The sequence below is a fragment of the Klebsiella sp. B345 genome (assembly GCF_051131735.1).
Lineage (GTDB): Bacteria > Pseudomonadota > Gammaproteobacteria > Enterobacterales > Enterobacteriaceae > Klebsiella.
Genome location: NZ_CP180444.1, coordinates 1 through 23,656 on the forward strand (window position 1 = coordinate 1; position 23,656 = coordinate 23,656).

Sequence of the window (23,656 nt, forward strand, 5' to 3'; positions counted from 1 at the left end):
GCTATGTCGTTCACGTCTGACTAAGTTTAGTTGGATGGTAAACACAAGAGTGGGTACATACTCCCCTATTAATATCTGGCTCACTTAGAGGTTAAGCGTCAACCCATGGGAAGATTGTCTAATGCATTACTCATTTCCCTTATGTACACGGCACTAGTGATTATTTTTGATGCAGTTTCCATCTGCTATTTCAAGCTGAACGCCCCTGTAACTGTCGTAATTACGACGTTTTTGGCGGTATTCGGTTTAGCGTTCGAATACCTGCATGCGACAAAGAGATCAGAGCTGCGATTCGCTGAGAGACGTAAATCACAGGCGGAGGGCGCGAAATTTTCCATGATGTGGGATGTACTAGATTCGGACACGAAACTACGTTTTTACCAAAAAGTCGATGAGAATAGTGAATCCAGTGAGTTTAAGCACAGATACCAGCTATTGCAGAACGAAATTCGATATTGGGAAAAAGAAATAGAACGGCTACGTTAATCAGATTAAGAGTGACAGGGGTTCGCCTGACACTAAGCCCATTTCTTCCATAACGTGGATAATGTCCCACTCCATGCAGTGCAGAGGAAAATGCATCGATAACTTCAACGGCTCATTTCTCAACAGCACGCCGTGGACTCCGAGTCGCACCAGAAACGCCCGATCGTAAGAGACTGTTGGCCGTTCACGTACATACTCACCACAGAAAACCATTCAGACTTTTATCGGGAATAACAATGTCAGTGTGTTGACTATGGAAGGCTCAAAGCCAAAACGGGTGTAAAAACATTTAACTTCTTCATTCAGCGCATGCACGGCCAGTGCTCTCACCCCGACCTGAAAGGCAATGTTTTGCGTACGGTATATAGCATCCTTAAGAAGTGCGGCACCAAGCCCATTCCCGGACCAGGCCTGGTCGATGGCAAGCCGTCCCAGGACAATGACTGGAATGACATCAGGCGCGTTGCGTCTATAGGCCCCAGGCACTGTGTTACGGTGGACGCTACCCGAAGATAAACAATAATAACCGATGACTCGGTTCGTGTTTTCTGCGCAGACGACATAGACACGAGAAATGCCGGTACTGTGGTTTCTGAGAGCCTTCTTCTTTAACCACTCATTAAGGGCAGGTTCCTGGCAGCAGAACTCAGCGATGTTATGTTCAGTAGTCAGGGATTCAGGCGCTCTCATTCCCATGGTGATTTGCGGTTCATCAGGTTATCGATTCGCGCCTGGCGCTCCGGCGTTATTGGGGCGTCAAGCTCTTCAATAAACGCCTCAAACTGATTGTCATTGAGGAGGAACAGGCGTTGATCAAGCAGAATGTCCTGTGCTTCCCTGCAGGCAACCTCAAGCATAAAATCAGTCCGTGATTTTGAGACCAGGCTTGCGGCCATGTCGATCAGGTCACGCTGTGATGTTTTGGCCCGGATATTAATCGGAGCTTCACGAACGTCTGGTTTCATAGATACCTCATGTGTAGCAGATTTATATACGATTATAGCCTTTGTATATAGAAACGCTATACAAATCTGGCATGCTTTCGTCGGTTAGAAACACGAGCCGCGTTGTATCATCATGCATCATTCAGGACTTATAAAGTTGTATCCAGCGGATAATGTCATCGAGCTGCTGGTTGTCCAGTTGGCCGCAGTTTTCAAAAACAGCTGCAGCGACGTAGCCCTGCATTTTCTCGGTAGAAGAGCCTACACCAGCAACTGCTCCCATTCCCTGCCTGCCATCATCTGTCAGCACTCTTCTGCTGGTACTGGTAAGAAACTGCTTTGCTTCGATGCTCATATATTTTCTCCATGACACAGTCGTTGACGATTCTGTTAAGGCATTCGCACATCTGGCCTGTTCGCAACGTGAGGAGAGAAGCGTGAGAACAAGCCGGGTAGTCACATTCAGAGAGACGGGATCTCTGAAAATTTATCCATGGTTCGTTTTTTATCGATACGTGCCTGCCGCCACGCCTGAAAGTCCGGGCGTGTTTCCGCCATCCTGACATCCTCGACAGAGAAAACCTTATATTTGCCCTGCTGCAGGGGCACGCCAAGCCAGCGGCGTATGGCGGCGTCTGTCCACAGACGGGAGTTCTTAAGCCTGAAGACGGTGATCCATTTTTCTGACCATGCATCAAATTTCTGGCAACGCAGCTGATACCGTCGCTCTTCTTCCCGTCTTTTCCAGTCGCTGTCTACAGCAAACTTTCGGTGACCAACAAAAATCCCCTGGACTTTGCCCATGTCCTATCTCCCCCAATATGCAGTCATTATCCAGGGTAACAGTTCAGAGCCGTAACGACCAGCAGCTCCGGGCAGAATAGTCCGGTGGGTACCGGCACCTGATCCCGGGGAGGTGTCTACTGTATGCGACAAGGTGGGCAAACACGGAGATGGCCATCTCCATAATTTCTGAATGCCGGCACGACGATCAGTCGATAAAATAGCAAGCGTAAGACAACATACCTCAAAGTCTGTGGACCTTTACCGTGCCCGGCCCGCCCCTCGCCGCGCGTGTGAAAAAAAGAGAAAAATGAAAAAAAAGAAAAAAAGAATATGCCGAAAATGTGCACAGTCGTGACTCACGCAGAGCGTGACGCTCCGGGGCAAAGGCTTTGCAGGACTAAGAGGCATGTTGTCTTACGTTTTTGTGTGGTTGTCCGTCCCTCCCGTTTTCAGTGATTGTTTAGCCTGACCTCCCCCCTTTAACATTCATCGCTGGTGGTCCCGCCGTCCCCCGTCACGGCGAAATTTCTTACTGAGGGAGGTTTGTATGAGCAACAGAGGCAGAGAAGACAGCGATACCGATGTGTTTAAATCTCAGGTGAAGCAAAAGTTCTGAGGCCGGATCAGAAGCTTCAGACGGTGTATTTTCTGCGGGAGGCTTTTCGTATCAGTGTCCGACCTGGATGTGGACTGTTGATGCAGAACAGAACTGTTTACCACTGGCAGAGTCGTCGGGATGATCGGGCTATTGACCATGGCTTCGACGGTAGACTGATACTGCTGTCGGAGTGATTGCGGTAATGGGGGTCTGAGGACCAACTGTGCGAAAAACCACGTTAAGAGACTAACGTTCTGAAATATAAAATTTTTAGGCTTCTTATTTGGAGCAAAATCGGTTTTTATCCGTCATAACCGGCCAACTGGATGGCCGGGGCCGACGAAAAAACCAGTACTGCGCCAGTTCTCTTTCGTCTGCTATCCCGGATAGCCCTGTCGGCATCGCTATTGTCTCTCATTTTCTGTTCCTTACTGTTGTTTTACGCCTGAACCTAACTGCATTCTTAATATATTTTCTGGCTTAGCATTGCCTAAAAAGACGGTGGGAGGGGCCTTCAGTACAACCATTACGGGAGTGGCCTGAATGCCCAGACGATCTGACAGTGCCGACTGTTGTTCAATCAGATGCACGCATTTAGGAGTACTGTCATTGTCAGGCAGAAAAACTTTCATGGTGTTCTGAAGACTCCGGGCCGGGTCTGGCGCACACCAGACCCGGGACATATCTTCAATTACGCTGTCCCGAATGCTTTTAGGGGCTGCCGTCAGAAAAGACATTGTCAGTACGGCATCAGTGTATTTTTTAATGTTTTTAAGAACATCAGCACAGTATCCACACTGGTTTTCGATAAAAACCACAATATGGTATTTTTCATCTGAAGCCTGATAGGTGATGGGTTTGAGGGCTGGAAGTTGTTGTATGAGCGTCTGAACGTCCTCTTCCGGTGTCGAGGCGTACACACCAACCGGTAATGCCAGGGCTGTGAGCAGACAAAAAGAAAGAGTAATACGGTTACGTAGGATCATGTTTTATTCCTGTGATTATCTGAGCTGAGAGACATAGTGGTCTTTGTCGCAGGGTGGTTCTGGTCTGTATTTTCTGAAAGCGTCCCTGTATCCAGATAAAACACTCTGTCTGCAGAGGCGATCGTCTGAGGGCGGTGGGCGATAAGCAGTACCGGAATACCAAGTTGACGTAATGTCTGGCTGATGATGACTTCACTTTCCACATCCAGATGGCTGGTCGCCTCATCGAGCAGCAGAAAACCCGGTTTTTTGTACAGCGCCCGGGCCAGCAACAGGCGCTGCTTTTGTCCTCCGGATAATCCGCCGCCGGTTTCGCCAATCAGTGTCTGATAACCCATCGGCATCGCCATAATCTCGTGGTCAATCAGGGCCAGTCTGGCGCACTGCACCATCCGTTCATGACTGCGCTCATCATGAAAGAAGATGATGTTGTCCGCCACTGAGCCCCGAAACAGATGGTCATCCTGCAGTACGGTGCCAATCTGCTGGTGCACCCTGACGTAATCCTAGTGAGTATGTGCAATGCCAAACGCCCGGACGGTGCCGGCATCCGAGGTATGGATACCCAGAATGATATTGACCAGGGTGGATTTTCCGGTGATGGCCACCACTTCACCCGGGTTGAGAACCAGCGAAATCCCGTTAAGGAGCGGAGCATTACTGCCCTGGTGGCTGAAGGCAACCTGCTCCAGCGACAGAGGAGGCTGCCCCTCTTCAGCGAGCGCCGGTTGTATCACAGGGAATGTCCTGTCCTGCAGCGCCCCGGAGGTCTTCGGCTGCTGAGTACCTTCCTTCGGAGTCAGGACAATGTCAGCGAGACGTTCGTTATAGACATCGAGCATGCGCCAGGAAAAGAATTTATCCGTCAGGCTGCTGATGCTGTCCGAAAAACGCCCCTGATAGGACAGGTATGCCACGAGCATCCCGACGGTGAAGGTGCCGTTCAGCACCTCTCCGGCGCCTTTCCACAGCACAAGTGCCGAGACCAGACTGCCGGTCAGGGTATGGGCGATGCCATAACACATTCCGAGCCGGCTCTGGCGTAACTGGGTATTCCGGCGGCTGACATTGAGGTTAAGCCAGGTAGCTTCACGCTGTGCGGTGACGCCATTGATGCGCAGACTCAGTATTCCGTTGAGGGTTTCAAGAAAATGCCCGGATTCTCTGGCACTGGCATCCCAGGCGTCTTCGGTTGCCTGCAGGAGATGCGGGTACCAGAGGGCCCAGAGCAGTCCGTAAACAACAGAGGCCAGCACGGCAATCAGGGTCAGCAGCGGGCTGTAAAGCAGCATCATTCCCAGGGTGGTCACGACCAGAAGCACATCCAGAATGCCTTCCAGCACCAGGGTGGTCAGCGCCTGCTGAATGGTATCGACGGCGCCAAACCGGGCGCTGATACTGCCCTTACTTCGGGCGTCATACCAGCCAAGCGGGAGACGGATAAGGTGGTGAAAAAACCGGGCAGTCCACTGCATGTTGAAATTCACAGACAAGGTAATACTGGCCCACTGTCGGGCCAGGGACAGCAGCATCTGGGTCAGGGACAACAGCAATAAGGCAATGATGATGACGGTCAGCAGGCTTTTATCCGCGGCCACCAGAACCTCATCAATGACCATCTGGCTGATATCTCCAGCGCCAGCGCAAACACGATGATGCGCAGCATGGCCGGCATCAGACCAGGAGTTGCCCCGGTAAGCTCCCGCAGGCGGATTTTTTTCTTTTCATTGCGCGGCACAAAATCACTGGCGGGGGTCGTTTCCAGAGCTATGCCGGTGAAATGCTTTCCTGCTTCCTGCAGAGTGAGGATCAGCTTGCCGCGGCTTGGGTCATGTATGGTCAGCCGGTTACTGCGCACTTCGTGCAGTACCACGAAATGGTTCATGTTCCAGAGCAGAATGCAGGGAAGAGACAGGGATTTCAGGTATTCCGGATCCAGACGGACGGCCCGGGTGGTCAGTTTCATCCCGGCAGCACATTCCATCAGCCGCTGCAGGGTCATCCCTTGCGTACTGATGCGAAAACGTTCGCGCAAAGCGGGTAAATCAGTCTGCAAACCATGCCAGCAGGCCATCATCGCCAGGCAGGCCAGAATAAAATGATGCTCAGGGGCGACAATGACGCGATAGTGACCTTCATTCTCCTTCCTGGTGATGGGAGAAACGGAGAGCAAATCGGAAAGAGGTTAGCGTCGTGCGGCTGATTTCACTGATAGTGCCGTACTGGACGCCAAATTTCTGGTAAGGAAAGACGGCGAAACGCAGCGCCACCCGCTGTCCTGGCTGAATAAAACCGGCGTTCTGACTTGTTGCATAGAGCTCAACCTGCAGTCGGGCGTTATCAGGTACCAGAGTCATAACGGGTTCGGCTGCCTTGACTGACTGTCCCTGGTGAATAAGGACGGCGGCCACGGTACCGGAGACCGGTGAGGTCAGTGTGAAACGTTGCTGGCCTGCCAGCTCCACCTGCTGCTGCCGGATACCCTGCAGTTGCCGGTCCAGTTCGGTTTGCCGGCTTTTACCCTGGACGATGAGGTGCTTCAGGTCATCCTGCGCGGTATCCAGTGCCGTATGTAGCTGCAAAAGGGCCTGGCGCTGGTTTTCAACGTTCTCCTGTGCCGAAGACACCTCGATTTGCTTCTGCTGGTACTCAATATCGGAGACATCATGGGTGGCAATCAGTTTGCGGTAACGGCTCATAACGGCCGTAGTCAGACCAGCCTGACGTTGTGCCTCGGTGAGGCGCTGCTCTGCGCTGTCGGGTTGCCTGCTGCTGTTGCGTGTTATCGTGCTGTTCCAGTGTCTGTTGGGATACTTACAGTCCGCTCCGTGCCAGGAGCAGACGTCGGCGTACTATGACAATTTAACGATAATTAGGGGTGACCCTGGCTGCTGAGATAACGTTTCAACAGAATACCAGGTGCTTCGAAATGGGCTATTTAGTAATATGTCAATCAGATTACCAAGAAAGATGTCTCTGAATTCTCGAGGATTAAAACAATGCCACTGCCGGAAAGGATGAAACCAACCAAAGTCAGTAGTAAAAAGATTAATGAACTGGCAAAGAAAGCTGAAATGATACTTTCCAAAATTGATGAAGGTGCAGAACAGGACGATGCTGATCTGGCGGCTATGGTGGTCGAATGGAATAACCAGGTTGTGCACCCCTATACATTTTCTGATTTCAGAGACTTCTCCTCCTGGACCAATGCCAGAGAATTTACAAGGATGGCTTTTAATCTGGATAAATTTTACCCTGACTTTACGTGGGAAGAATTGCTTCAAACAATAACATTCATATGTGTCTGCGAGGGCAAGGAGTCCGAACAAAACTTCGCACTTTCATTACTTGAATGTAATTTTTCAGGTAATCCATCTGACCTAATCTTCTGGCCGGATAGTTGGTTCCAGAATCCTGAAATGTTACATGCTAACCTTAGTGTCGAGGAGATTGCCGGGTATTTAATGGCCCGCTCAGGGCGGAGTTTAACGGATGCGCCTGATATAGAGTTGAAATATTCAATACCGGATAATAATTGATTATTGCATAGCCGCTACACCTACATTTCCCTGGCTGTATTTTTGAGAATGGTTGCAGGGCAGCGTCCACTTCTCGCTCATAGCTGGTAAATTTAACCTGCAGAGAAAAAATGACCAAAAATGAATGGGTTTTACGATTGAGACGCTGTACTTCAGGGGAAACCCTGGAAAAGGTTATTGAAAAAAATAAGTATTTACTTTCAGATTCTGAACTTGAGCATTTTAACGCTGCCGTGGATCATCGCCTGGTAGAGCTGATAATGGGGAAATGGTATGACACCCCCCTGGTGTATGGAAATTTGTGAAATAGACTAAACACAGCGGCGACGACCTCGCCCCTGTGTTTATCCTGGTAAAAGTTACTTTTGCCCGTGCCCGGGACTATTTCAACTCACTCAACTGCTGGCTGAGTGAGGGAAATCCTGCCTGCGCCAGCAGGCGTGATACGCGCGCCGGAGTCGTTTGGTGCCGTTCCAGCCAGATAACCCGGAAACGCCGCTCATCTCCATTTTCCCACTGAGGTGGATTGGATACGCCAAACGGGCATTTCACCCGCAATAGAGCATCTTTAAATTCGCCATAGACAATTCCCTCCGGTACCAGGAACAAATCCCACTGCGCCGTCAGCTGCCGTATTTTTTGCGGATTTATACTATAGGTGTTCAACTGGCCTGTCAGAGAAACCGGCTGACTCAACTGTGTTGCCAGGAAACGGGCTGCTGCAAAATGGTGGGCGCCGTCGACATTGTTCCAGTAAAGCCGGGCAGGCATCCAGGTAAACTGGCTGAATACCATCTCTGACAGCCGTAAGCCGTGGTGGCTGAGATTACGGTTTAACCGATCTCCGGTCACTGGAATTGCCAATTCCTGGCAACACTGTTGCGCAAACGCATCCAGGCTGGAGAGCTCCTGGTCACAATCACTCGATGCACTCAGTCCCCCAACGGCCGTAATATCACAACAAAAACTTTCTGAGGTCTCACTGTTTATCAGACCATCCAGCTGGGGAATATGGCGCTGGAGGTAATTAAAATCACCGTCGTGGCCGAGACGCAGGTAGCGAATACAGTGTTTTTCGTATTCGAGCCAGGTTTGCCAACAAACCACAGAACGCAGCCAGAACGTGTTCCGCAGTTGCGGGTGACTTACTGGCAAGCTCCCGTTTTTTAAGCGACGGTGCAATGTTGCCGGATATCCCAGCGAATTTAGCAAGCCATCCTGGAAGCCCTGGAGGATTTTACGCCACAGGGGCGGTGAGCTGCTTATTTCGTTATCCATCATATCAATGATCCCAGTTCTCTTCAGTTGCAACGGACCAACAGTTGTTGCTGGCCACCACAACCAGACTACCGCAGAAAAATTTAGGCCGAAGGGCCTCCAGACTCTAAAAGTTACTTTTAGAGAAATTTATTTTTTGGCATTATGCAATTAACATAACTAGCTGATATTTAACATAAAACGAACTTATCGTACGATTTCGTACTGTTGGGCTTCAGACCCCATAAAGCCTCATACTCATTAAAATAGGAGCTAAAAAACCAGCCCGTCAGGACTGGCTTCTAAAATAAAGCATATCAAGGATATCTATAGGACTATTCGGTATTTACCATTAATCCAGGTAATCAAATGAAATCTGATAGAGGTATTTATTCAAATCTATTTTATGGTTTACATGTTTCTGAATTGCTGGAACCCATTCGATCCTCAAATCAAAAACCCCATTATTTATAACATTCTCATCATTCGGTTTTATCGTCTCATTAATAAGGGTGTCATTATCACCGAGGTCTTTTGAATATTCATCACCGATAATTTCCTCACTGACTTTATCAAACCATTGAGTATGTAATTTCAAGCCCATATTTCCAATCTCCTACAAATACTTTTTAATATTACGTTTAGGATCAGCGGGTTTTAATTGCTGACCCGTTTTCGGATCAAAAGCCCCCAGATGAGAGCCATCACTGGCACGGTAACCTTCCATCTCACCATGCTGAGAATCCCATTCGTAGATTTTTCGACCTTTATCGCCTTTCCAGCGATTACGCCTTCCAGCCCCACCTTGTTTTGGCGTCTTGCCAACAACAGCTATAAGCTCACCTAACCCTTTAATATCTTCGGCTCTAGGTGCGGGATGATACTCATGACCCTTTTCTTTAACTCCCTGGCGGGGCTTGCTCAGCATCACATAGATCGGCTCAACACCGCTTCCGGTCGCATCGGGCTGCCAGTAGATAAAGTCCTGCAGTGGCGGCATGTCTGCGGCCGGGAACGTGGTGGTGACGATACTGTCCGCCTGTTTCACCTCTGTCCCGGTGTGTACCGGCGTCACCGGAACCGGCGTACTGTTCCCGGTATGGGACGGTGCAGCAGGACCGACCGGTACGGGGTTCACCAGAATGGTCCGTGACGGAGCGCCAGCCACGGCCGGTACCGTGATTTTATCCAGGCCGGTGCTTTATCGCGAACGGCATTCAGGACAGGAACCGTGGGGGAAACACCGCCTGCGCCGGTTTTCACCAGTACCACAGACTGATTTCCGTCCTCATCCGTGGTGATAAAACCGCGGACTGGCAGTTCAACTGTCTTCGTTCCCGGCCCGATACCCCTCAAGCCAGCAGTGTACAGGCTGGCCTGGCTGGCCATCGCCGCAATATCACGCCCGGGAACCCGACTGTCTTTACCACCGCCTGCGCGAGGCGAAAAAAACAGCGTTGATGCAGCGGCCACCATCGGACCCACGGTAGTCGCTGTAGCTGTTCCTGCTACGCCCACAACACCCCGCCACAGGGCTGAGGACATCCAGCCCGCGAGAATTCAGCGGTTGCAGCCATCACGGCACTGATCGTACCGGGAAGTGTCGAATGGAGCTGAGCAGCCACGGCGGACAACTGTATCATACCCGGAACCCGGCTCAGTAACGCCACACCGGGAGTCATCATCAGCGTGGTGGCCGCCTTCACCATTTCCGGTGTGTAAACCGGGGTGTCCAGTATACCCGCCTTTGCATACAGGGCCTTTCTTGCTTTTTCTGCCTGTTCCCTGGCTTCAGCGTCGGCTTTATCTGCCGCCGCTTTGTCCGCATCGGCTTTGGCTTTTGCCGCCGCTTCACGCTCCTGCGCTTCTTTCAGTTTGCGGTCGACCTCTGCCTGCTGTCGCTGCGCTTCTTCCTGTGTCCGCAGAGCGGCCTGATATTCCTTTTCTGCCTTTTCTGCTTTTTTTCTGGCCTCCTCCTCTGCTCTTGCTGCCCCTTGCCGGGCAGCTGCAGCCGCCATCTCGGCGTTGTTAGCATGAGCAAGGTCAGTGACACTCGGTCCCTTGCTGTTATTCTGAAGCGCATTATTGACAATGTCTTTCAGACGCTGCGTGAGATTATCCCGTGATACCTTTGCCTTCTGCTGTGCCGCAATCGCAGCACTGACCTGCGCTGCCTGTGCGGCCTGTGATTTTTTCAGTTGTTCCGTTGACCTTTTAGCGGTGGAGTGAATAGCCGCTGAATTTTCTGCCTGAAGGCGGGAAAGCGTTTTGTTGCCCGTGTCGGCCTGCACGCTGCCGCTGCCCGGCACAATATTTGTCTGCGCCCCGGAAAAGCCTGTGCCACCATCCCCGCCAACAACGGTCATCTCCTCTTCACCGTCTGCGTTAACACCGAGGGAAACCATTCCGGGAGGCGCGGGAGTGAGCGGAACTGGTTGATTATCCGCCATCATTTAGTCTCCTGTCCGATACGGAGCTCCAGCTCATCCAGACGACGTTCGAGAGCCTGTCGCGACTCCCGCTCTTCTTTCAACGCTTCAACCAGCAGGGCCACCACGCCGTTGATGTTAACGGCACGCGCATCGTCAAGCATGCTGCCGTCATTGAGCGTCAGCGTTGTCTGTGTCACAGACTGTGGCAGTACGGTCTCCACTTCCTGGGCAATCACGCCGGCTTCCGGCACCCCCTGTTTGAGGTAGGTGTAACCGCTGATTCTGGGGTCCGCTTGGAATTCGGAAATTATCCTACGTTAAGCATTTTGAGCTTAACGGGTGATTTCGTTCCATTGAGCGCGAACCCTGACCGTTAGGGATGTACGGAACGTTCTGGCTGTCCGTTAAAGGTTTTGCTTACTTTCGTACACGGTATCCACATGGTGTACGCAATCGCTCGGTTTCGGACACAGAAACGTTGTAGCCCCGCAATCCGACGGATTGCCAATAGCTGCCTGGTTAAAAAATAGTCTTATCGTAGGTTGTTTTCCCTTTTCCAGGCGGACCCCTAGATCATTTCCTGGTGGAGCTGACAATGGGAAAATTGTATGGCAAGGTTCCCCAGGCGTATTGAAATTGGTGACGCAGGAAAAAGAGGGGCGATCTCGCCCGGATGGTTACCTATAGATGAAAACAGGAGTTATAACATGTATTTAAGAGTGTTGTCAGCGCCCATACTCACCCTTGTGCTACTTATAACAGCCTGTTCAAACCATACTCAAAAAACAAACGTCAGGGTTATGCCCGACAACGATAAATTAGCGGAAGTCGATGCTCTTTTAGGTGGCCTACGGTCTCCAACAGTTCCCCCAGAGCATTCAAAAATACTCGTATATGCAACACAAATACGGAATGCCATTTTTGCTGAAATGTACGAACCCGATGCGTATAAAGGAAAAACCTGCTCTATCCGTATCTCTCTTCAGCCAGATGGTTCAGTGAACGGTGCGACAGCAAATGATGGTGATGAAAAATTGTGTAAAGCGGCTATTGCAGCGATTACACGTGCAAAAATCCCAGCCGCACCAGATAACGAAACATACCAAAGGTTCAAAAATGCCGCTCTTGATTTCAGGCTATAAAATGAATTATTAGGTGGTTTTTGATGAAATACTTTGGTGTGGGTTGCCCATATTCCGTTTTTTCACCTTAAATGTGGAATTGTTGTGGCTACACCGCAATGCCGCTGCCAGTCTTGCGGCGATTATTCAACTTATTGATATTTAACACAAAACGCATTAAGCGCATCACTTGGAAGCAGCTAAATTGAGATGTCCGTCTCGGGGCTGCGGATGCTTTCCTGGACTGTTATGTTGTGATCCCAAGATGCTGTCGGTACTTCACGGGACTCATTGCACCTAATATTTCATTCTTTCCTCTAATCACATCAAAAAACTTATCCGCACCACTATCAGATAACATTCTTTTTCGCCCGTCAAAAGTTGTAATTTCAAGAGAAAGTGAATCTGTATCTTTTGGCAAATTCAACTTAACATCATCAGTCCAAGATATAACTCCTGACTCAGTGGGGTTTGTTGTGGTTGTAGAGGCCATCTGATAAATAGGCCCTACAACAGAACAATTTTGCCATCCAGGGCCATATACCCATCTTGTTAGATGGAATTCCTGTATTCTATCAAGATGGGCGGTATGAGTTATTCCACCTGGAGTAGATTCATTAGCCCTGATCCCATTACAATGTCCGGCTTCACCACCAGATCCTTTTTGGTGAAACGCATTTACTCCTTGTGACCAATCCCATCGCCAGCCCTCTGGAGGTCTCGCAATTTTCACATCATCTCAATATTGAGGGGTACCTTCAATTTGGTGTAAGTTCCGGAAGTGATCTACTATTAGGAACAGTTATTTAGTCACGAATTTTGCAACAGTGCCTGCGACAGAGCAGCTAACACAAAGAGAGCCAGCAGAAATCTGCCGGCTCCTCTCCACTTCATACGGAGAAATTATTTAATGCCATATTTTTTTTCAGTCACGAATTTGGGTTCTTTCCAGTTAGGCCCTTTCACGACTTTACCATCCTGATCCTGAAGCACGCCAGTTCGAAACAATTTATCGTACACTGACGAAAGCTCACCACTGGCGATAGCCTCAAAGTTATTATAAGTATACAATCGATCCAGCTTACGGTAGTCGGATGTTGGCCCAAGAAAAGTTAATACATCCGCTATACTTTCGTTTTTGACAATATCTTTCAGGGACATTATTTATTTCCTCCAAGAGCCTCTTTTAATTCCTGTTCATATGCGGCTTGTAGAGCCTCATCAGTATAAAGAGCCTGCTCTTTTTCGTTAATTTTGTAATCCTCAAGAGTCGCTGTATGCGTATTATTCCATACAGATTTTTGCTCCAGAACACTTTTAGGAATCTCGCCATCTTTTATGCCCAGGTTACGATAACGCTCAAGTTCCCTGATTTCGTGGGTATAAAAACGCTTGTCAGTGTCTGTTACTTGTAACTCACCCTTCAGGATTTTCTCCAGACGATCGATCATCACCTTATTTTCCGGTGTTGACTCAAAACGTCCGGTATGCAGTTTCACTTTATCCACACCCGCACGGTCAATAACAGCCGTTTTCCAGTCCAGATTCTGAATGGGACCGCCAGCTCTGTCGGTATGATAAGGGCGTCCACTGTATTTACCCTTTGCGTTAGTTTCACCATAAGGACTGTTCAGAATAACATAGATGGGCTCCACGCCCGTCCCGGTCGCATCGGGCTGCCAGTAGATGAAGTCCTGCAGTGGTGGCATGTCCGCGGCCGGGAACGTGGTGGTGACGATGCTGTCAGCCTGTTTTACCTCCGTACCGGTATGTACTGGCGTCACCGGCGCCGGCGTATTGCTCCCTGTATGGGACGGGGCCGTTGGACCGACCGGTACCGGATTCACCAGAATCGTCCGCGACGGGGCCCCAGCCACCGCCGGCACCGTGACTTTATCCAGGCCGGTAGCCTTGTCACGCACGGCGCTCAGAACCGGTACTGTGGCAGACACCCCGCCGGCGCCGGTCTTCACGAAGTTCACGGACTGTCGCCCGTCGCTGTCCGTGGAGATGAAGCCACGTACCGGCAGGTTGACGCTGTTCGTGCCTGGCTCGATACTGACCTTCCCGGCCGTGAACAGCCGGGCCTGAGCGGCCATCATACTGATATCACGCCCGGGAACCTCGCTGTCACTACTGTGTCCGGCCGGCAATGGCATAAACCCGACCACAAAGGCACCAACAGTCGCCCCTGCGGTACTGGCTGTAGCGGCTTCGGCCACCGCCACGGCTCCCCGCCACAACGCACCTGCTATGGAGCCCGCCCACTCGCCGACCGCCGTGATAACCCCCTCACCGACAGCGGACAACTGTATCCCGGCAGGGGCCCGGTTCAGCATCATCGCCGCCGGCGCCGCCAGCAGGGCATTAGCAGATTTCACCATTTCCGGCGTGTAAACCGGCGTATCCTGAATGCCCGCCTTCGCATAATTTTCCCGACGGATGGCTTCTGCCTGTCGCGCCGCTTCGGCTCTGCGGGCTTCTTCTTCCCGCCTGGCAGCATCTTCTTTCGCTCTCGTTTCAGCCTGATTCCTGAGCGTATTCTCTGCCAGTTGCCGCTGATTCAGCGCCTCCTGGTCAAGTACTTTAACAGTAGAAACATATACCGGACTGGCCCCGCTACCTGCCGGAAAACGAATTATTACATCTCCGTTATTTACTGCGGAGGTATAGCCAGTCGGACCATATTTACCGGTTTCTGCCTGCATTCCACTTGTATCCGGAGCGTATGGCCGGGGAAGGAGGCGAGTGTTGTGTAACCGGTCCGTGGCAAACATCATTGGCGGCAGACCCGGAGCCACGACAGCCTGCCAGACATCGGGAACATTTCGGTTAGTCTGCGGTGTCTGGTCTTTCACCGGGGCGGCATCCACGACGGGAACTGAAAAGGGTTTTCCACCATTCATCACCAGATATTGCGTACCATTCTGTACGATATCTGACACGCTGCGTTGTACATTCACCGTCCCCGGCATGGCCGGCAGGGAAGCCGCCGGCACATCGCTGACAACATTGAGTGGCAATACCGTCATTATCCGGGTGACTTTCTCAGGATTAGATGGGTCAGGTGTCAGACGGGCAAAGGGTACCACGCCGGCTCGCAACGGGTCCGGAAGACCGGACGCCAGTCCCTGCTCAAGCGCATTCCTGGCCGCAGCCGTCACATCATTTTCTGTTGTGCCTTCATAGAGATAGACCGTCCAGCCGGGTGGTTCGCCCAGCTCAACTTCCCGGTTAAGAGTCACGCGGAGCGGGAAACTTTGCACAACGGTGTACTGTGCGTTAGCTACCCCGTTCAGACTGTAGTCTGACCAGCCAAAGCCCAGTACACCGCCCTGATAGCCCTTAGGGTCATACCATTGCTTAATATCATCAGGACGTTTTGGCCAGACTATCATGCCCGGGTGATTAGTTCCCTGTCCCGGGGGCGTATCGACACCTGTCGTTTCCCAGCTCCAGCGCCCGGGCCCCTCGGCATCAGAAGGCTCCCACACCAGCCCGTTCCGGGGAGGGATGCCGTGGTTATAGTCGTACTCATTAAAATTACTGTCGCTCATAAAAACTCCCTGTCATCTTCCTTTGCAGGAGATGGCTGATAACCAGACTGTGATGTACAGGCCGCAACGGAGTCTGTACATCCTCCTTCATTTCAGATTTCTGGTGCTATTTCGCAAGACCGGCAGTCTTTTCAAGTTCAGCCAGGCGCAGTTCCAGCGATTCTCTGGCCTCCTGCTCTTTCCGGAGTGTCTGACTTGTTTCCTTGAGCGCTTCAACCAGCAGGGCCACCACGCCGTTGATGTTAACGGCTCGTGCATCGTCAAGCATGCTGCCGTCATTGAGCGTCAGCGTGGTCTGAGTAACGGACTGTGGCAGCACTTTCTCCACTTCCTGGGCAATTACGCCCGCTTCCGGCACGCCCTGTTTGAGGTAGGTGTAGCCCCCGATGCTGTCGAGTTTGTCCAGCGCATTGCCGATTTTTTCGATATCCGTTTTCATGCGGGCATCAGAGCTGCTGTGCCAGCCGCCATTGGCAAACGCGTTACCATCCTGGCGAAATTCGTACCAGCCATTAGCACCACCATTGCCGACATGGACCCCCATGAAATGGTTTTGTCCGATACGTTCATAGTGGTAGACGTTGGCAAACAGGTCGCCGGCGCCCTGCAGATGCACCCCGTTAGTCACCCGTTCAGTACTGCTGTTATTTTTGTTTCCCTCCGCCCAGAACCAGCCATCGGGATTACGTTTTTTAATCTGGCCAACCGTCAGCTCGGCACTGGGCTTCAACTGCAGTTCGTTCCAGTTTCCGCCCTGGTCACGGTATGAAATGAGGCCGCATTCCTCCTTCCCGGGAATAATCCTTGACCCCATCAGCATTCTTGTCGTGACATTTCCTGTCGTGAAATCGGTGAAGACAGACGCGGCATTATAAATCTGACCTGAAATGAGTGGAAAGGGGCCTGTGGTTGATGTACTGATGCCGGCGTTATGCGAGACCACTGCCCCGCCTGAAATATCGACACCGTTGCGCAGGGAGACGCGACCTGTGGACAGACTGAATGAAAACGGTCGAAGCGTGTTCCACCCTCCGTCCTGAGCCTGACCATTGCCCGTGGTCAGAGCGTAAAAATCGCGTCCATCGTTACGGAGAATGACGCCGGTATTGCCGTTAGCAAGCCGGAATCCGTTTGCCGCTTTTGACACGATTTCCTCATCGCTGACAAGTCGCTTGCGTAGTTTGCTCAGGGATTTGAGTTCAGTGATGTCATCGTTGACGCCATTCAGTACCAGGGCATTTGTCTTCTGTTCAGCCATTGTGAGGTCCTTTTTTTAGCTGGATAGGTGAGATAAACTTCATTAATGCTGTATAAATACACAGTATTTGAGTTACATTACTCCCGCCCTGTTGGGCTGTCAACAGATGAAACTCATTCGCATTTGCCAGTCGGGGTGTGCCGCTCAGCGGCACAGAAGGCGGCGCACAAAATTGAAAGAAAATACAGAAGTCAGTCCGCCGGAGCCCGGCGTAGCCGGCTGCCTTTTGATAGGTTCTGCCAATCCTCCACCCTGCCCTGATAAGCTATACCCGCGAATACCGCTTCAGGAGCCTCTGTACGCGGTCGGAGTGAGCTCGTCGAGGGTTTACCCGAAGACGGGCTGTATCTCCGCGTTAGCGCCGTTCAGGCGCTTACGAGCGTGTACCCCTGAATTCACCGCAGTACTACTTACAGAGATAACTAACTAATAGTTACAACACCCACTATTAAAAGCGATGTCTTTCCCCGGCCTTCGGCCGGGGGCGGCGGCGCTTTTCAGTGGTGGGATGGGGTCTGTGGTTGCAGCTGTGCTCGGTATTGGATTGTGGCCAGAGAGGGGCTCGGGGTTGAGAAAAGGCAGCGGGCTTTCAGGGTCAGGAATGAAAACTACTATATGAGTGTTGTAACTAATAGTTGTCCTCATAACGGACCATGAACAGGTACTTAGTTTAAAAGAATGCAGTTAAAGGGTTTTTAAAAGAATACTTGCAGCCTGGACAGGCCCCGGTTGTCAGTTAGCCAGTCTGGTCTCTTGCAGTTAAGAGTGGATATGTCATTCCGCAAAGAGAATTGAATGTGGACAGCCATCGATGCTGTTCTGTGACATGACTGAAGACGGCGGTGGCCCGAGATGCAGGAAGCCCTCGCCGTTTACCATGGATGTAGTAACAGTTCAGGATTTGATACTGCTAATGTTTTCATTAATGCGAGTCTGGATATAGCTCATGGTATCCCTGGTAACCTTTCCTGGAAGGAGCTCATGACATTTCTCCGAAAATGTCGTTGCCACACTGGCTATCCGGTCGATAACTTCATTCACCTGTTTTTCGTCCAGCTCAGCTTCCCGGATCCCCAAAGCCATCAGATGCTTATGTTCTATAGTAAGTGCTTCTCCCATGACATCCATCTGGTGGTATCCACCAGGACCGTCACAGAATGTAATGTCAAAGGCAGGTGCAAGCGACCAGTTCCCGTTTGCTGACATCAGGTAGGCAAAGTTTTTGGGATGATCATCTCTGTTATTAAATATGACGTTAAATACAACTCGTTCGAATGCGCGTTTTTTTTCACGGACATCATTTGTACAAAGCTGTGTCGCCCGAAGAAAACTAGCATAGTCCATTGAACCCGGAACCTGATAATTTGCACCAGTAAAAGCAGCAAGACTTTGCATAGGGACTTTCATTCCCCGTTCTCTGTCAAATCTCCTGGTTGCAAACGCAGCCTGCTCGCCAGGCAATTCAAAATATTCCGTCTCAGGAGTGTCAATCCCGCACTCTCTCAGACACTGTGCGTAAATCATTTCTACGGCACAAACTTCAGGATGTTCCTGCCTTGCCGGAAATTTTATTAGCCATGGTTCATGCCCCAGAGCAGGTACTGTTGTAAACTCACCGGTCCCGGAGTGCCGGTATAGAAGGGCTTTTGGCCTCGCTCCCTGGGGTGATCCCCCCATAAGCAGGAGTCGGTTGAGAAACTCGCCCCCTTCCCCCTTCAGAACTTCCTGGACCTCTGCTGCCAACTGACTAATCGGGATATTGTCCTGGACAGATAAGACGTCCGGTGATGCCGGCATATATGACATCGCGCCCATGGCATTGCTGCCGATGTACGTGAGACGTTCAAGAGGACCAATTCTTGCGCTGCTCAGTCCGCGTTTACGGAACAGTCTGTCCATAAGTAACATTCCCCACCCGTCAGGTAGTGAATCATAGACAGGTCCAGGGAGCCCCAGTTGGTGCTGTGGAAACTCTCTCCGGAGACTAGGACCAGAAAGCGGCAGCGTATAACGTGCCAGTTCCAGTCCTTTCTCACGGGCGGCAGGACTGTATTCAAAAACAATAACTGGTCGTCCCGTCAACGCAGTCGTACTGACCAGGGTACCCCAGAGCCAGCGTTCTCCCCAGCCTTCATAAAAAACCTCAATGCTATTCATTATGGCCTCCCTTACTTCTGATGCGTTTTCGGGTTAAGGTGGACTCATAGCGGCGTAGATCTTCGAGGCTTTCAAGTCTGGGTTTGAACAGTCCTTCCAGTTCGGCAGTTCGTCCCAGGACCATGGCTACACGGATAATATTCTCAAAACCAGTATTTTTACCCGACTCCAGATTTGACAACGTATTCACCCCAATGCCCGCCCTTTTGGCCAGTTCTGACTGGGTCATCTGCTGATTGATTCGTTCTTTGCGCAGTCGGTCGCACAAGAGAGAAACCATCTCGTCAGGCTTTGCAAACGATAAATCCAGCATAACGTGAACTATCTCTGAAAAATACGGTTAACACACAATATTATGGAATTATAACATGAGGAGCGGTGAGCGCAAACCTGAGCGAGGTAATGGCAAGGCAATAACAGTCGTTTGGTCATGGAGACCTTAGTGGCCATGAGGTGCCGAAAAAAACAGTTGGTTCTATATCCGTGTACATAGACTACGTGAAAGAATCATCCTCTCTTTTACTCTTTTCTTAATTTCATCGCGTATCCGGGATAAATCAGCAATAAACAGCCCTTTTGCAATCTCCAGCGTAAGCTCCTTCCTCACGCGTTCGGATATCTCCCGGAAGGTCAGTTGAGCTTCTTTTCTGGCTCTGCACCGTTTCTCTCCATAAGCTTTGCGCATTAGTCTGTACGCTTTAAACCGGGCACGGAATTCCCCCCAGGCAAAAGTGATTAACTCGCTGAGGCATAGTCTGCTCCGCCCTTCTGAAAGTCTCCGCAGATTAAGATATTCAGCCCGGCTTCTGCGTGCGGCATCAATCGATTCAGGCGAAACATCAAGAACCTCAAACAAGCGTGGCAGGAATGTAATATCCGTCGGCAAATAACAACCTGCATCTGAATCATACTCCGTACGATAAGTTATCAGCCCAAGCTCCTCTGCCAGGTAGCGTAAGGCCCGTGTAGCCCGACAGATTGATAAATTGCCCTGTTTCGATTCAGTAGCAAGTCCACATTCAGAGGCCAGTGTGGTCATAGTGACATTTACCCGATTGGCAAGGGGATCATAATGGAAGCACAATCCCTGTATTAGTGCGTCTATAGCGCGGCATCTGAGTGCTGGCGGTCGCCGTTTCCTGTAGCCGTTAGCTCGTGTATCAGCCACAAGCACAGAGAAGATAAATGTATCCGTAAAACCCACAACTTTTGACATCAGTTTCTTGTTAAACGGCAGTGTACGTTTAGGTGTTTGCGTTCCCTTCTTACAAGGTACAGTAAACACCGGATAAGGGTTATGTACTTGCATATAGTTAGAGCAGGAAACCTTATCCATTGACTACATCTCCCTTGCCAGATATATCATGCTCAAAAATCAACCGATATTCTTGTAATACCTTTTCCATGGGGGTAATCTCCGTACGTTGTGTTCATAAGCAACAGCATCCAACCCCGCTTATTTTTCCTGGTAGAAAAGTGGTAAGCGGGGTTTTTAAATGTCTTCTCAATTAGTTGAAATCTGCGGCAATGAAAAATCAGTATGCATACACCCAGTTAGTCCCCGTCTCCCATCTGGACTGCCAGTGCTGCAGGTAGGTATCCGCCAGCACCGGGTAATCCCGGATAACCAGCGCGTTTTCTGAGTTACTGCGCGCCGCAGCGCGGGAAAAGTTGAATGACCCAGTTTCCACATTACGGCCATCAGTGATGATGACCTTGTCATGCATAATGCTGAACTTGCTGACTGTGCGCACCGGAATGCCGGCGTTGACCAGCAGATTCATCGCCGCTGGGCCAGCACTGCCTTTTGCGCTGTTCGCTTTCCAGTCGACAACCACTTTGACATCGACGCCCCGCTGCTTTGCTGTTATCAGTGCCCGGGTAACTTCCGGCGACGTAAAGCTGTAACCCAGCAGACGGATGCTTTCCTCAGCGGTATTAATCGTGTTCAGTACCAGTTGCAGCGCGGAACCTTCAGGAGAAAAGCCAGCCTGCACGGTTGGCTGGGCCATCGTTTCGCCAGAAAAAAATAAGCAGACCACCAGAAGACCCGACAGAGTTGTCCGTCTCATTTCTTATTTTCCCTGCGCCTTATTTATTGCCCGCTGAATAGTTTCTGCCTCTGTCATCCCGGCGAATATCGTGGTGTTATTTTCGGAAGCCCCCTTAACCGGCATGATAATAACACCCGGCGTACCCGTTAATCCGATGGTAGTGGCAATATCATTGACATCTGCTAATGTGGCATTGATTTCATTAATTGTATATTTATTGAATTTCATATTCTCAGCATGTTTTTCGATGACATCCTTTGTCAGGTTTCCTTCATTCAGCCCGGAATCATAAATGCCATTGTGATATTTGAGGTAAGCATCGCTCCCCTTTTCTTTCCAGACCTGGAGTCCGGTTTTCGCAGCCAGCAGAGATTCTGGCCAGCGGTTGCCGAACACCGGCCATTCCATAAAGTAGTAGCGTACGTTTTTGTTCGCTTTCATGACCTTTTCCAGTTCCGGCGCTAGCCGGCTACACCAGATACACTGGTAATCAAAGAACTCAACCACCATGACGGCGCTGTCTGCAGCGCCCCAGGAAGGAATACCTTTATCCGCCACTATCCGGGCCTGTTGTGCCAGTGCGACCGGTATTAATCCCCGGGTTTGTTTTTCCTGCTGCTCCTGCTGTAACGTCTCACTCATCTGGATAATAATTTCCGGATGTGCACGCATATAGTCTGCGGCAATTTCGCCAATCCGGCTTTCCTGCTCAGGAGTAAATACAGGCGTTATTTCGCTGGCATATGACAAAGAATTATGAATTAATATCATGGAAACAGCCGAAGCTATTAAAGAAGTTTTAAGATTCATAAATATCCTTTTAAATAACAATATGTGACGGGCAGACAGTATCACTCCGCCAGCGTATTCATTGACACTGGCAGAGCTAAAGAAGTAATACAGATTAAATAAAGAGATTTGGAAATAATTAAACGGTCTGGCTCATCTTTCGTTCAGCGCGTAGCAGCTCTTTCATCATGCGTTCACTGGCGTAGCGCACTTCCTCAGAAGTGACGGTAGCGACCACATTCCCCTGCAGGTCATAGCGGGAGGCACCTTCCCGCATCCGGGACAGATAACCTGCAGACCGGGTCAGGCTTTTCAGGCACTTGATCACCTGTTTATGCGACAGCGGCAGGTCGCGCGCCGCAATATCGGCAAACAACTGTTCACGCATTCCCGTGGCCAGCAGACGTGGCGAGTTGCCATCGAACAGCTGTGGCCAGAACGCCTTCAGGGTCATGATCGCCTGCTCTGGCGGCAGCAGCCGGAGATAACGCACCGGAGGGGGAGCCTTTGTTGCTTTGACCGGTACGGGCTCAGCCTGACGCGCGGCGGCTTCCGCGGCCTGTTTCGCACGGTCAAGCTTTTCTTTCTTGACCTTCCAGGCGGGCGGCGCCGACACCACCACGACCTTTTTTCGGCGTACCACACCAGGAGTGGCCGTATCACTGTTGGGGGCAGCACTGTCTGCCGCGGGTTTTCGTTTCAGGCTCAGTACCGGACGTTTTTCTTCACTCATAAGGGGCCATATCAATTAAAGCTTCAGGTCTGGGGTATACGATACGCTAACGGCATCATCGTTTCATCTCAGGAAACTGTGGACACGGCGATGATGTTCCCTTTGTCACAATTGCGGGCACTATTTCTGCTCCCCGGATCTCTGTCCGGTTTTTTTTTACATTGAGACAACAATCCCCAGCACCGCCAGATGTACGGCATAGAACATCACGAAGAAATGCCGCGGCCAGAAGCGCCGAACAGAACGACCGATGTCAGAACAGACCGCCAGGGCCAGCAAGGCGACCATCAGGCCGGCGATGGCCTGGGTAATATCATGGGCATTCATCAGCAACACCATGACGGCCCACAGCACGCCATACCCGATTCGCTCTACCGGCTCTTTCGCCCGACACAGTCGCCAGCTGTTGATCAGCATAAAGACCCCTGCCAGACCGTAGCTGTCGGCAGACAGAGGGAGCCAGGCCACGACAATGGCGATCGCCAGCAGAATATCATTGCGGGTCTGCAGACTGAACCAGCGCAGAGCCTGACCGGTGACCGCAAAGCTAAACAGGATATTCCCCATGTACCACGGGTATCCGATGAGAATAAAGGAGCCCTGGGCGATCAACGCCCAGCACCAGAGCTGGTTCAGCTGAGACTGGCGGATTTCAGTGTGTCGGGCCAGATTCATTCCCCAGACCAGCCCGAACAGCGGAAAACAGCCCCTCCCCAGCAGACGCATCACCTCATTATTCCCGGCCAGCAGCAGGCCGGTATGGTCGATGACCATCAGAACCAGCGCGACGGTCTTGATGATATCCGTCTGTCCTGGCGTCCAGGTCAGCAGCCCCTGCAGCCAGCGATCGACAGCGTTGAGGCGGGTTTCATATGTTGTCATCTTCCTTTTCCTTTTATCAGCGCCCCGGCAGGGTGCCCGATTTTAATCGGGGAGGTTGCCGGGGCAGACAAGCCGCA

At 51.0% G+C, this 23,656-nt stretch carries 22 protein-coding genes and 5 pseudogenes; 4 read left to right on the forward strand and 23 right to left on the reverse strand.

Translation table 11 applies throughout. The features are described 5' to 3' along the window. Positions 1-699: 699 nt before the first annotated feature. From ACMYSO_RS24985 to ACMYSO_RS25015, 7 genes and pseudogenes are all read right to left on the reverse strand, one after another. Positions 700-1,182 carry a GNAT family N-acetyltransferase gene (locus ACMYSO_RS24985; RefSeq protein WP_434670884.1) on the reverse strand — a complete coding sequence of 161 codons (483 nt, stop codon included), beginning with the start codon at positions 1,180-1,182 and terminating at the stop codon, positions 700-702. Next, on the reverse strand, positions 1,173-1,451 hold the full coding sequence (locus ACMYSO_RS24990; protein ID WP_004902250.1) for a DUF1778 domain-containing protein: 279 nt from the start codon (positions 1,449-1,451) through the stop codon (positions 1,173-1,175). Before ACMYSO_RS24990 ends, ACMYSO_RS24985 begins: the two co-directional genes overlap by 10 nt. A gap of 121 nt (positions 1,452-1,572) precedes the next feature. Beyond that, entirely contained in the window at positions 1,573-1,785 is a 213-nt protein-coding gene (locus tag ACMYSO_RS24995; protein WP_434670885.1) for a hypothetical protein, read from the reverse strand. 107 nt (positions 1,786-1,892) lie between these two features. Further along, a complete protein-coding gene (locus tag ACMYSO_RS25000; RefSeq protein WP_434670886.1) occupies positions 1,893-2,234 on the reverse strand; it encodes a hypothetical protein in 342 nt (113 codons plus the stop codon). A 1,008-nt stretch (positions 2,235-3,242) separates the two neighbouring features. Continuing rightward, positions 3,243-3,800, reverse strand: a complete 558-nt coding sequence (locus ACMYSO_RS25005; RefSeq protein WP_434670887.1) for a thioredoxin fold domain-containing protein — start codon at positions 3,798-3,800, stop codon at positions 3,243-3,245. Further along, a pseudogene (locus tag ACMYSO_RS25010) lies at positions 3,797-5,892 on the reverse strand (peptidase domain-containing ABC transporter); the annotation flags it as partial. The gene ACMYSO_RS25005 and the pseudogene ACMYSO_RS25010, both read right to left, overlap by 4 nt. Then, positions 5,887-6,611, reverse strand: a pseudogene (locus ACMYSO_RS25015) (HlyD family secretion protein); the annotation flags it as partial. The pseudogenes ACMYSO_RS25010 and ACMYSO_RS25015, both read right to left, overlap by 6 nt. Before the next feature lie 188 nt (positions 6,612-6,799). Between ACMYSO_RS25015 and ACMYSO_RS25020 the strand changes: the two are divergent. Together ACMYSO_RS25020 and hha are read left to right on the forward strand one after the other, a co-directional pair. Next, on the forward strand, positions 6,800-7,339 hold the full coding sequence (locus tag ACMYSO_RS25020) for a hypothetical protein (RefSeq protein ID WP_434670888.1): 540 nt from the start codon (positions 6,800-6,802) through the stop codon (positions 7,337-7,339). Positions 7,340-7,449: 110 nt separating this feature from the next. Then, a pseudogene (hha, locus tag ACMYSO_RS25025) lies at positions 7,450-7,649 on the forward strand (hemolysin expression modulator Hha). A 71-nt stretch (positions 7,650-7,720) separates the two neighbouring features. Here the strand turns inward: hha and ACMYSO_RS25030 are convergent. The 5 genes and pseudogenes from ACMYSO_RS25030 to ACMYSO_RS25050 form a co-directional block, all read right to left on the reverse strand. Further along, positions 7,721-8,620: a DUF6685 family protein gene (locus ACMYSO_RS25030; protein WP_434670889.1), complete on the reverse strand. Its 900-nt coding sequence runs from the start codon at positions 8,618-8,620 to the stop codon at positions 7,721-7,723. 328 nt (positions 8,621-8,948) lie between these two features. Next, positions 8,949-9,200 carry a colicin E3-like toxin immunity protein gene (locus tag ACMYSO_RS25035; RefSeq protein ID WP_434670890.1) on the reverse strand — a complete coding sequence of 84 codons (252 nt, stop codon included), beginning with the start codon at positions 9,198-9,200 and terminating at the stop codon, positions 8,949-8,951. Positions 9,201-9,212: 12 nt separating this feature from the next. After that, positions 9,213-10,105 (reverse strand): annotated as a pseudogene (locus ACMYSO_RS25040) (S-type pyocin domain-containing protein); the annotation flags it as partial. After that, positions 10,105-11,049: a hypothetical protein gene (locus ACMYSO_RS25045; RefSeq protein WP_434670891.1), complete on the reverse strand. Its 945-nt coding sequence runs from the start codon at positions 11,047-11,049 to the stop codon at positions 10,105-10,107. The gene ACMYSO_RS25045 and the pseudogene ACMYSO_RS25040, both read right to left, overlap by 1 nt. Continuing rightward, positions 11,046-11,312 (reverse strand): annotated as a pseudogene (locus tag ACMYSO_RS25050) (tail fiber domain-containing protein); the annotation flags it as partial. The gene ACMYSO_RS25045 and the pseudogene ACMYSO_RS25050, both read right to left, overlap by 4 nt. A gap of 299 nt (positions 11,313-11,611) precedes the next feature. On the opposite strand from ACMYSO_RS25050, the gene ACMYSO_RS25055 reads away from it, so the two are divergent. Together ACMYSO_RS25055 and tolA are read left to right on the forward strand one after the other, a co-directional pair. Further along, positions 11,612-11,662, forward strand: a complete 51-nt coding sequence (locus tag ACMYSO_RS25055; protein ID WP_434671033.1) for a hypothetical protein — start codon at positions 11,612-11,614, stop codon at positions 11,660-11,662. Between the two features lie 73 nt (positions 11,663-11,735). Beyond that, positions 11,736-12,170 (forward strand): cell envelope integrity protein TolA, encoded by a 435-nt coding sequence (gene tolA / locus ACMYSO_RS25060; RefSeq protein ID WP_434671034.1) that lies wholly within the window; start codon positions 11,736-11,738, stop codon positions 12,168-12,170. 226 nt (positions 12,171-12,396) lie between these two features. Here the strand turns inward: tolA and ACMYSO_RS25065 are convergent, their stop codons facing one another. From ACMYSO_RS25065 to traX, 11 genes are all read right to left on the reverse strand, one after another. Then, complete coding sequence (locus ACMYSO_RS25065; protein WP_434670892.1) at positions 12,397-12,882, reverse strand: hypothetical protein; 486 nt, start codon at positions 12,880-12,882, stop codon at positions 12,397-12,399. 170 nt (positions 12,883-13,052) lie between these two features. Then, positions 13,053-13,310: an immunity protein gene (locus ACMYSO_RS25070; protein ID WP_434670893.1), complete on the reverse strand. Its 258-nt coding sequence runs from the start codon at positions 13,308-13,310 to the stop codon at positions 13,053-13,055. Further along, positions 13,310-15,706 carry a colicin-like bacteriocin tRNase domain-containing protein gene (locus ACMYSO_RS25075; RefSeq protein WP_434670894.1) on the reverse strand — a complete coding sequence of 799 codons (2,397 nt, stop codon included), beginning with the start codon at positions 15,704-15,706 and terminating at the stop codon, positions 13,310-13,312. The genes ACMYSO_RS25070 and ACMYSO_RS25075 overlap by 1 nt, the downstream gene beginning before the upstream one ends. Before the next feature lie 106 nt (positions 15,707-15,812). Further along, on the reverse strand, positions 15,813-16,964 hold the full coding sequence (locus ACMYSO_RS25080; protein WP_434670895.1) for a tail fiber domain-containing protein: 1,152 nt from the start codon (positions 16,962-16,964) through the stop codon (positions 15,813-15,815). A gap of 894 nt (positions 16,965-17,858) precedes the next feature. Continuing rightward, positions 17,859-19,124 carry a type II toxin-antitoxin system HipA family toxin gene (locus ACMYSO_RS25085; protein WP_434671035.1) on the reverse strand — a complete coding sequence of 422 codons (1,266 nt, stop codon included), beginning with the start codon at positions 19,122-19,124 and terminating at the stop codon, positions 17,859-17,861. Next, positions 19,114-19,434, reverse strand: a complete 321-nt coding sequence (locus tag ACMYSO_RS25090; protein WP_047722710.1) for a helix-turn-helix transcriptional regulator — start codon at positions 19,432-19,434, stop codon at positions 19,114-19,116. The genes ACMYSO_RS25085 and ACMYSO_RS25090 overlap by 11 nt, the downstream gene beginning before the upstream one ends. Before the next feature lie 162 nt (positions 19,435-19,596). After that, on the reverse strand, positions 19,597-20,457 hold the full coding sequence (gene repA, locus ACMYSO_RS25095) for a plasmid replication initiator RepA (RefSeq protein WP_434670896.1): 861 nt from the start codon (positions 20,455-20,457) through the stop codon (positions 19,597-19,599). 199 nt (positions 20,458-20,656) lie between these two features. Then, on the reverse strand, positions 20,657-21,193 hold the full coding sequence (locus ACMYSO_RS25100; protein WP_434670897.1) for a phospholipase D family protein: 537 nt from the start codon (positions 21,191-21,193) through the stop codon (positions 20,657-20,659). Positions 21,194-21,196: 3 nt separating this feature from the next. Continuing rightward, entirely contained in the window at positions 21,197-21,985 is a 789-nt protein-coding gene (locus ACMYSO_RS25105) for a DsbA family protein (protein WP_434670898.1), read from the reverse strand. Positions 21,986-22,103: 118 nt separating this feature from the next. Next, entirely contained in the window at positions 22,104-22,697 is a 594-nt protein-coding gene (locus ACMYSO_RS25110; protein ID WP_434670899.1) for a fertility inhibition protein FinO, read from the reverse strand. A gap of 156 nt (positions 22,698-22,853) precedes the next feature. Next, positions 22,854-23,579, reverse strand: a complete 726-nt coding sequence (gene traX, locus ACMYSO_RS25115; RefSeq protein WP_434670900.1) for a type-F conjugative transfer system pilin acetylase TraX — start codon at positions 23,577-23,579, stop codon at positions 22,854-22,856. Between the last annotated feature and the right edge of the window lie 77 nt (positions 23,580-23,656).